Raw genomic sequence first — 8,767 nt, 5'->3', positions numbered from 1 at the left:
GGCCCGCTCTTCCGGCGCGTTATCGATCTGGTCGAATGCGCGTGACTCACCTGTTCCCCACACTTCGTGACATACGCGCGTCAGCGCAGCAGTCAGCGTCGTTTTGCCATGGTCAACGTGGCCGATGGTGCCCACGTTCAAATGCGGCTTTTTACGTTCAAACTTTGCTTTAGACATTCGACCGTTCTCCCTAATCAACCAATGACCGTAACGCTGACCGGACAAAATGGAGCTCATGACCGGAATTGAACCGGTGACCTCATCCTTACCAAGGATGTGCTCTACCGACTGAGCTACATGAGCGATTAACCAAACTTAAAAACTGGAGCGGGCAGCGGGAATCGAACCCGCGTCATCAGCTTGGAAGGCTGAGGTAATAGCCACTATACGATGCCCGCAAGCAATAAATGGTGGAGGGGGCAGGATTCGAACCTGCGAAGCTTGCGCGTCAGATTTACAGTCTGATCCCTTTGGCCACTCGGGAACCCCTCCAGAACAGGCTTTTTACCGCGAAACCTGCCTCACAAACTAAAAGTGGAGCTGGCGGACGGAATCGAACCCCCGACCTGCTGATTACAAGTCAGCTGCTCTACCAACTGAGCTACGCCAGCCCACATTCGCCTCTTCAGCGAGGGCGGTATACTACGGAGTTTTCTGAGCAGTTGCAACACCTTCGCAGCCACTCAGCACGACCGATTCATACCTTTCCCTGAAGTCACTCAAAACCGTCTCCGGCTCAGAAGCACCAGGGGCGAACCCCACTTCAAAAACGAGGGCGTATCTTATCTGATTTCGGGGGAAAGTAGCCAGCGTAGCTTCGAGCCCTTGTGACTGGCGTCGGCTTAGAACCTCTTCAGCGGCGTCCAGAGATTCAAACAGCCCCAAAGAAATAGCGTTCTCCTTGGCACCCTGGGTCACAAGATACGAATCAATTCCTCGACGCTGAATTTCCCTGAATGCGGCCAAAGCCTTCGCCCGCGTCTCTGCCGGAGGTATGATCACCCAATGGTACCCAGCAACTTCACGTGCCTGCTCAACTACATCTGCCGAGTCGGGAATGATGCCGCTGGTGGTTGCCTTACGTCGCGCTTCATCCTCACTTTCAAACCAGCCAAGTTCAACGCACACTGGCCCGGCAACCCCTTCTATCATAGCTTCGTGCCCCGTGTTAGGAACGGATTCGGGCTGGGGTTGAGGTGAAGCCGGCTGGGTCGCAACATTGTCGTCGGTGACCGCGACTTCAGGCAGCGGATCAGGCTTGGAAGTTTTATCAACCACGTTCAGAACGGCCACTCGTGGTAGCCGCCCCTCCGTGACCTGTGTGGCAGTTTCCCGCGTTGCCCAATGGGCACCGAGATACCAGGTGAAAACATTGGCAAAAATAAGAAGCCAAGCCCACCACTTCATTGGCACGACTCAAGATCTATCGCAGCGAGCCCTTCAAACACAAGATCGGGCACATGGATAACACCAAGCCCCGGATCATCCAGTTCGGCGGCGTCGCCACCAGTGACAACAATTGTGTTAATACCGGCCTCGGCACAGTCATTCTCGAGCTTTTCCAACATGGCCCGCCATAACCAGTGCTGGCCATGGCGAACACATTCTCCGGTTGAACGACCGGGTGATATTGCCCCCGCCCCCTGTTCAGGGAAAATAATCCGTGCAGCCTCCTGACGTAGGCTGCGTAACATCATCGCCCTGCCCGGCAGGATGTAGCCACCAAGATGCTGCCCGTCTTGCGACACCAGGTCGATGGTAACGGCGCTGCCGGCGTCGACCACTGCCAGACTGCGGCCATAGCGAAGCCAGGCCGCGTACAGAGCATGCCAGCGGTCAGCGCCCATAGTACGATATTCCTCATAAGCACAGGTCAAACCGCCACGGGCCTTCTCGGTCCAATAACAGGTTGCAGGCGCACCTACGAAGCTTCCAAGATCAGTCATAAGCTGGGCACGGACGGCTTCCGAAGCAACTGTGGATATAGCGACGCGCGTTATCTGGGGTGCAAGGGGCTCAATGTCCGCGAACAGGTCACCTTTACCCTGAAGACCGAACCCCCTTAGCACGGGCCCCTTCTCGTCAAGTACAACCCACTTCACACGGGTATTGCCGGCATCGACCAAGAGCCTCATGTAACGACACGCATACTTATTTCGCCCGCCCTGATGGTTTCAATCCCGTTAATAGTTTGAATAAGGTAGTTACCGCTGGCATCAATTCCACATCCTATACCCTTCAACTCCCCCTGTACTGCTTTGAGCTCTTCTCCAAAAAATAGGTCACGAGACTGCCATTGCGGTTGAAAATCAGCGAAACCGCTTTCGCTGAACCGGTCAACCGCGGCAACGACAGCCGCCACAAGATGCACAGCGATGTTATTGCGCCGCCACTCATGCCCTCCGCCTGCTATGCGGGCAAGGCTCGTCCACGGCTGGTCAACCCCTGCGGCATGTTGCATATGGACATTAAGGCCAATCCCGGCAACAACCTGCGCCGCACCCTCAAGCTCGCCCTGGAGTTCAATGAGAATGCCGGCCAGCTTGCTACCTTTATGCATGATGTCATTGGGCCATTTCAACTGGATATCTTCGACCCCCAAAGCCTCCAGCGCCTCCGCAACTGCTGAGCCGACCACCAGACTAAGTCCGTCCAAAGCAGAGAAGCCGCCAGGGAGTGTCAACCCAAAACTGAGGTAGAGGTTCTCTCCTGGCGGGCTCTGCCATACTTTACCCCTTCGTCCACGTCCAGCAGTCTGGGCGTCGGCCAAACAAACCATCATCGAGTGGCATCCATCCTGGGGCCGGGAACGCCTACGCACAATTTCGGCGTTGGTGGAGTCGACGGTTTCCAGCACAACCAGATCCAAGCGCTCAACCAGAGCTTTGTCGAGCCTGCTTCGAATGCGCTCGGCATCCAGCAAATCGACCGACTCCGTCAACCGGTACCCTTGCCCTCTTAATGTTTCAATTGGGTAGCCTTTTTCCTGGGCCCGGTGAACCTGCTTCCAGACGGCGGTCCGGCTGACCCCCAGTTCCACTGCCAAAGATGCGCCTGAGTGCACAGCACCGTCAGACAATCGGTTAATAAGCGCTTTGGTTTTCATGAACAAGCCCGGATAGGAAATACGGATTAAAAAACGAGACGGCAGGCCGGATTAGACACCAGCGGAGCGGAAAAAACAAAAGCGGCAACTGGATGTCTCAGGCGGAAACCTGGCCCGGCGTTTTTGCCGAGCCAGGGCAGCCAGAAACTAGGGAATGGGTGTTGCGGATAGATTCGCCTTGATATCGAAATTCTGGAGTTTGACGCCGTAAATAGCAGTTTGCGCTCCGCCGGTGGGGTGGACAAGATCCACGTTGTTAATAGCGAGTTCTTTGAACTGGGAGCGTGCCTGAACTGCGAAGCCTAACGGCCGGTTTTCAATATCGGTCGTGCTTGGCTCTGTCGCATAGCGGTAACCTTCAGTGGCAGACGTGTCCATGATTTTTTCGTCGCCCCTGCTGCCAATCACACCTAAAGAATCGGGGCCATCTTTTTTCTTGACGACTTTAGTCTGGTAAACATCAATGGCAATGTCGGTCTGTACGCCAAAGGTATTATCATCAATACCGTTACCATCAAAATCACCGCCGTCGCTGGTATAAATGTCATTTAGTACCAGCTTGGTCCCCGAGTTATTGACAGCTTTCCCGTTCGCAGTCAGCTCACGGTTAGTCTCCCAAATAAAGGCGTTCTTGCGGGTTTCGCTCACCGCTTTTGCAAATATCTGTTTGAGCTTGATGGTGATGCCTTCATCGCCACGATCTTCCCAATTGCCGCCCGAGGCTGAGCAGGCTGAAGCGTCGCTACCAGACCCGCCCACACAGGCCGCGCCGGCGCCACCAGGGACAATTTCCATACTACTGCCTGTTTCGTAACTCTGAACCACAAAGCGGCCGAAGCTGCTCCCTGCTTCCTTATCCCCGATTCTCAGGTTCCCGATGTCCATGGTACTCCAAGCCTCGCCCTTGATAATGGCAAAGCCTTCTTCAGTCACGTCCACAGTCATAGCTCTGACATGAATGTCATAGTTGAGGTCGCTCGCCCAGAGGCCTTTCTGCGGCACTTCCCCTTCACCTTCGTCGTAGGGCGCAGCAATCAAAGCTGCACGGCCATTGGTTATCTGAATATCGGAGTTGATCGTCAAACCCTCACCTGACGCACCACCTGCGCCAAGAGTAATGTGGCCATCAACTTCAAACTCATAGGCAGGATAAACCCCCAACGCCAGCAGAAGCTCTGTGCCACCCTGTAGCTGGGCATCTTCACTGCCAACCTTCAGCCCGTTTAGGCGATAACCCGCTTCGATATTTTCAAAACCCAGGCGTAGTCCGTCAAAAAACTCGGTTTCGCCAATAGTCCCGGCTTCCGTAATATTGACGGTAGTATCGCCCTGGCCCCAGGATTGTAGGCCGCTAAAGATCACACGATTGCCGTTGTCAGTATAACTGAGGTCTGCCCGCTGCAGGCTCCATTCCGTTGCTAGACGCAGACCCTGTGGTCCTGCATCCGCATGCCCTCCACCTTGCAGATACACGGCATTAGTGTATTCCCGGCCATTGAAGTTCTGGTCAGCAAAAAGGAAGTTTACATTGAGAGAACCAATACTCTTGCCGACCGCTCCCAACTCAATACGCCCGATATCAAGGCCACCGGACAGTGAACCCAGCGTTAAACCAAGGGCATCCCGACCCTGCCAGTCTTGGGTTACATCGACACGAAGGTCATTAAGCTCGTAGGCACCGCTGATATCCCGGAAAGCAAGGGCGTTACCATCGTCACGGTAGATAAAGTTTGCGCTATTGATTGTGGTGCTGTTATTTAATATTAGACCCTGGCCTTCACGGCCGCCTGCTCGGATTTCAGTAGCCGACGAAATATTGAAATCCCCTTCCAGACTACCGTAACTGGCCAGCGTCGCTCCAGAGGTGACGTCTGCGCTGCTGCCATGGTTCAGGGGATTGTTGCTGTAGCGGATGGCATCAACCGTGTAGCTACCTGTTATCGAGGGCGCGTCAAACAAAAGCGTATCGCCCGACACATCCAGGGTCATGCCCAGGGCTTCCACATCCATGGCAATCCCATCCAGAAAGACTTCGTTGCCGTTCGTGCGATAGCCGAGTCGGCCGCCCGTCATTGTATAAGCAGAGTCAAAAGTATAACCGTCACCGCCCAGTGCACCACCTGGAGCAATGCGCAATATGCCTGCAAGGGTATGGTCAAAATACACTCCGCCCATACTTACCCCGGGTGCTCCTGCCAGGCGAATATCACTGAATTCTACCCGGCGGTCTTCGATCAGGTAGTCCAGGTTGAGGCTGGCATCGGCGCCAACATCCATCTTTATAACATGACGGGCACCTGCCTCAGGGTCGCTTGCAGAACTGACGCTGAATCCTTCCAGGTGAATGCCCTGGCCGTCGTCGAAATAAGACACACGGTCTGCCTTCATACCCACTTCAAGTTCCATGGTTATGCCGCTTTGACCACTGATGTCAGCCATATCAGCTTCATCAAGACGCTGCATGTCGGCCACAGCATGGGACGTTCCCGCGATCAGAGCGACGATCGTCGCAAAGCTACTATAACGTGCGCATTCAGATCTGCTCATATGTAGACTTCCCGTCAGGGGTTACCCGTTGGAAACACAAGAAGGTTGCCTTCCAGGATGACATCACCCTGCATCTCAACCGCGATTATGTCTGTTTGCTGAAATCCAGGGTCCGTCGGTCGTGCGGTGCTACTGGCGGCGAGCTTGAACTCAACTGAGTCGTAGCGCACGATATTGGGAAGCCCAATTTCCAGGACGTCCCGGTTGAAAAGTTGGCCGTCGCCAGCGAAGCCGTCATCCACAGCCCGCACTCGCAGCGTTAATCCCTCGAACGAAAATTTACCCCGGATCTCATCAAGCACCATCCAGCCGCCACCTTCCTTGAGCCGGTAAGCAAGCCTGGCACCGCACTTCTTCGAGGTATCAGCACAGCTGCCGAAATAGCTGTTCTGCACCGGGCCACCGAGTTCGTTAATGCTGATATCACCTGATAGGTAAATGCCGCCCTGGCCAGAGACCGAAGCTAGGTCCCCATCATCAAGCTGGGCCATCTCGCCAAAGCCGGTCCCGGGAAAGCTCAGCGCCAGAACGGACAGCAGCCTTAGCACCCCGGAGCTATAAGTTCGAAAGTTCATGTGCAAGATCCCGCGTCTTGATGTTCAGGTGCTGTATCAACATTCCCTCAATCCGTGAGGAGCCAAAATCACGATCCCCTACCGAAAGATTACCGACTGTCAGGTTGCTTCGGTAATCGGGGTTTGTGTAGTAATCCTCATAAAAATCCCATGTTTCGGTGCTACTTCCCTGAAGTCCATCAGCACCAATCTCTCCAGCTTGGGGCTTCCTGATGGAGGCAACTTCAACAACGAAGTTGCCGGTTCCGTCCACATCGAAGAACATCGGTTGAAGCGTATTTCCAAGAGCCAGCTCCAGTGCGAAGTCCTGCATGAGGATGCGCGACCCGCATGTTGACCCGTTCTGCTCACAGGCATTGATGGAGAGCTCGGGTGTATAGAAGTTGAGCTTGAACTGCCCTACCATCTGGCGCCGCTCGTTGTCTCCCCACAACCTGAGATAGCTGCCATCAATGACCGCGCTTTTCGCGTGGATATTGATGTTGGCGGATCGGTCATCACCCACAGCCACGTTCATCTGAAGCCCGATGTCAGGACGCTCACCGTTTTCATAGGACTCGGACGACGGTCTACTGGAGCAAGTGCCGGAGCCTGCAACGGCACTGGCGCTCATGCAGTCGAAACCTTCAGTGGCAGCCATCATCGCCGGGGCTGCGAATTCAAGAACAGCCTTGTCATCAATGCCAATGTCGTTGCCGTCGATAACATCGATCTTATAAGGATTGATCAGTCTGCCGAGATTCACTGGGCTAAGGCTCTCGCCATAATTGCTGTTTGCCCCCGCTATATAGAGCTTGTTAACCACCACCTCAACATCGCGTCCATCGGCGCTTTTGAGACCGCCGATCTTGAAGATGCGCCCATTCTCAACGTCGGTCCCGTGGGCAAACTTGAAGTCCTCAAGAACCACGCCAATCCCCGCCCCATCAACCTCAGAGAGTTCGGTTTCGGTAAGGCTTTCGAGCTCTGCATTTGCAGCCTGATACCCGAACGCTGCCAGGCAGCCAACTAAAAAGGAAGAGGCGACGGTCGTAGTGGTTCGCGAAAACTTTGGCATTGTAAATATCCTCAGAACAGACCTCGTCCCCGATCAATATATTCCGTCCGGTAACGCTGGACCCCGTTCAGTGCTTCGTTCAAATTAACCTCTGTCGCGCCGTTAGGAATGTTGAAAAAGGCGCCGGCTGTAGCCTCGATAAAATCTGCAGCTTGGGGATCTGTTTTGGTGACATCCTCCAGCCATTCAAGATCCTTGGTCTGGAATGAAATGAACACGCCATCTGCGGGGCCGACCAGCGCCCTCTCCCTGTCAACTTCTCCGATCTCACCCACTGGGAAACTATTGTAAATGTCCAGGTCAAAGCAGGAGTCAATCCCAAGCACCAGACAATCCTGGGCATAGACATGAATGTCGCCACCGGGACAGTTCAGCAGCGAGCAGCCCGGCACTTCTATTTCCGAGCTGGATCCCCAGCCAATCAGATTTTTTACCGACCAGCGAGTAAATGCACTGGCATCCTCAAGGATAAAGCGCTCACCATTGGGTATCCCTATATATTCTGCCCGTACAGGATCGCGCTCCCCTAAATTAGGATCTCCCTCTTCACCATAGACCAGCTCGGCCTTGGTCTGAAGCGGGCTGCCTCCCTCAAGCAACGGGGTCAACAGGACAATCAGCTGGTCAAAAATATTTCCGTTGGAATCTGCTGACTTGAGCCCTTCACCACTGTCAACAATATCAATGTTGACGTTACCGGTAAGCGTCTCGATCTTGCCAGAAAGTATTCCAGTGGACTTGCCAAAGCCCAGCCGGAAGCCACTGATCTCATCCTTAGCCTCGTCGTAGGCGAACTCGAAAAACGGATCGACGATATTGAAAGGCACTATCTCATCTTCCTGATAACGACTCCCATCCGCCTTCCGCTGCCGGGGAGCCTTCGGATTGTCCCGGAAGTAGGCCTGGTTATTGAGATATCCCAGAGCGAAGTCCTCAATATAAACATCAGCGGTACCGGCGTTTTCGCCCTCTCTGTCGTAACGCCCCAACTCAAGCACATCAACGTTCGTCTGGATATCTATGTTCATACCTAGGTTAACCCGGGTATAGGAGGTTTGCTGTTTAGTGTCCGGATGATATTGGCGGTCTATAGATACAAACGCCTGACCAGTTACACCGGACATTGCCTCATCAGAAATTGGACGCAAATCACCCTGGGCGCCATGCGCAAGCATGAGCCCCACTGCTGGTACTATCAGGACTGATTTAATCATAGTGACATCTCACTCTTTGCCACATTTTCTTCCGCGGCATTTTTATTTGTTGAGCGTCGATGGGCGTCGATGGGCGTCTCTGATGCGCTGGCGGTTGTTTTTTTGGCCAGTTCGTAACCAAGCTTAACCTGGATTACATAATGTCACTGTGCGCGAAGTCATAGTATTGAAGGATGGACTGGATTGTCAGACAGAATGGATTTCAGCCCAATAAAAAACCCCAGTACCGTTGGGTACTGGGGTTTGGGTATTAAGAGCCTGACGATGA

8 protein-coding genes and 4 tRNA genes are annotated in these 8,767 nt (G+C 53.9%); all 12 read right to left on the bottom strand.

Going from position 1 to position 8,767, the window contains the following annotated elements:
* The coding region (locus tag G7W63_RS17795; protein ID WP_242634471.1) for a GTP-binding protein at positions 1-177 on the bottom strand (177 nt) is incomplete at its 3' end.
* Between the two features lie 50 nt (positions 178-227).
* Positions 228-303 (bottom strand) — tRNA-Thr (locus G7W63_RS17790).
* Between the two features lie 20 nt (positions 304-323).
* Positions 324-398: transfer RNA gene (locus G7W63_RS17785), tRNA-Gly, on the bottom strand.
* Between the two features lie 10 nt (positions 399-408).
* Positions 409-492: transfer RNA gene (locus G7W63_RS17780), tRNA-Tyr, on the bottom strand.
* A gap of 43 nt (positions 493-535) precedes the next feature.
* Positions 536-611: transfer RNA gene (locus tag G7W63_RS17775), tRNA-Thr, on the bottom strand.
* 31 nt (positions 612-642) lie between these two features.
* On the bottom strand, positions 643-1,293 hold the full coding sequence (locus G7W63_RS17770; RefSeq protein ID WP_166261566.1) for a hypothetical protein: 651 nt from the start codon (positions 1,291-1,293) through the stop codon (positions 643-645).
* 110 nt (positions 1,294-1,403) lie between these two features.
* Positions 1,404-2,135 carry a type III pantothenate kinase gene (locus G7W63_RS17765; RefSeq protein WP_166261563.1) on the bottom strand — a complete coding sequence of 244 codons (732 nt, stop codon included), beginning with the start codon at positions 2,133-2,135 and terminating at the stop codon, positions 1,404-1,406.
* Positions 2,132-3,106, bottom strand: a complete 975-nt coding sequence (locus G7W63_RS17760; RefSeq protein ID WP_166261560.1) for a biotin--[acetyl-CoA-carboxylase] ligase — start codon at positions 3,104-3,106, stop codon at positions 2,132-2,134. Before G7W63_RS17760 ends, G7W63_RS17765 begins: the two co-directional genes overlap by 4 nt.
* 147 nt (positions 3,107-3,253) lie before the next feature.
* Complete coding sequence (locus G7W63_RS17755; protein WP_166261557.1) at positions 3,254-5,653, bottom strand: DUF6160 family protein; 2,400 nt, start codon at positions 5,651-5,653, stop codon at positions 3,254-3,256.
* Positions 5,654-5,667: 14 nt separating this feature from the next.
* A complete protein-coding gene (locus G7W63_RS17750; protein ID WP_166261572.1) occupies positions 5,668-6,144 on the bottom strand; it encodes a hypothetical protein in 477 nt (158 codons plus the stop codon).
* A 64-nt stretch (positions 6,145-6,208) separates the two neighbouring features.
* Complete coding sequence (locus G7W63_RS17745) at positions 6,209-7,285, bottom strand: hypothetical protein (protein ID WP_242634476.1); 1,077 nt, start codon at positions 7,283-7,285, stop codon at positions 6,209-6,211.
* Positions 7,286-7,296: 11 nt separating this feature from the next.
* A complete protein-coding gene (locus tag G7W63_RS17740) occupies positions 7,297-8,499 on the bottom strand; it encodes a hypothetical protein (protein WP_166261554.1) in 1,203 nt (400 codons plus the stop codon).
* Positions 8,500-8,767 lie beyond the last annotated feature (268 nt).

This window comes from Marinobacter salicampi (assembly GCF_011074795.1).
Classification (GTDB): Bacteria; Pseudomonadota; Gammaproteobacteria; order Pseudomonadales; family Oleiphilaceae; genus Marinobacter; species Marinobacter salicampi.
This window is presented reverse-complemented; position numbering and strand designations above follow the sequence as displayed.

Excerpts from the sequence above, each read along its gene's own strand:
- G7W63_RS17765 (WP_166261563.1), bottom strand. The coding sequence starts at position 2,135 with ATGAGGCTCTTGGTCGATGCCGGCAATACCCGTGTGAAGTGGGTTGTA.
- G7W63_RS17760 (WP_166261560.1), bottom strand. The coding sequence starts at position 3,106 with ATGAAAACCAAAGCGCTTATTAACCGATTGTCTGACGGTGCTGTGCAC.
- G7W63_RS17755 (WP_166261557.1), bottom strand. The coding sequence starts at position 5,653 with ATGAGCAGATCTGAATGCGCACGTTATAGTAGCTTTGCGACGATCGTC.
- G7W63_RS17750 (WP_166261572.1), bottom strand. The coding sequence starts at position 6,144 with ATGGCCCAGCTTGATGATGGGGACCTAGCTTCGGTCTCTGGCCAGGGC.
- G7W63_RS17745 (WP_242634476.1), bottom strand. The coding sequence starts at position 7,285 with ATGCCAAAGTTTTCGCGAACCACTACGACCGTCGCCTCTTCCTTTTTA.
- G7W63_RS17740 (WP_166261554.1), bottom strand. The coding sequence starts at position 8,499 with ATGATTAAATCAGTCCTGATAGTACCAGCAGTGGGGCTCATGCTTGCG.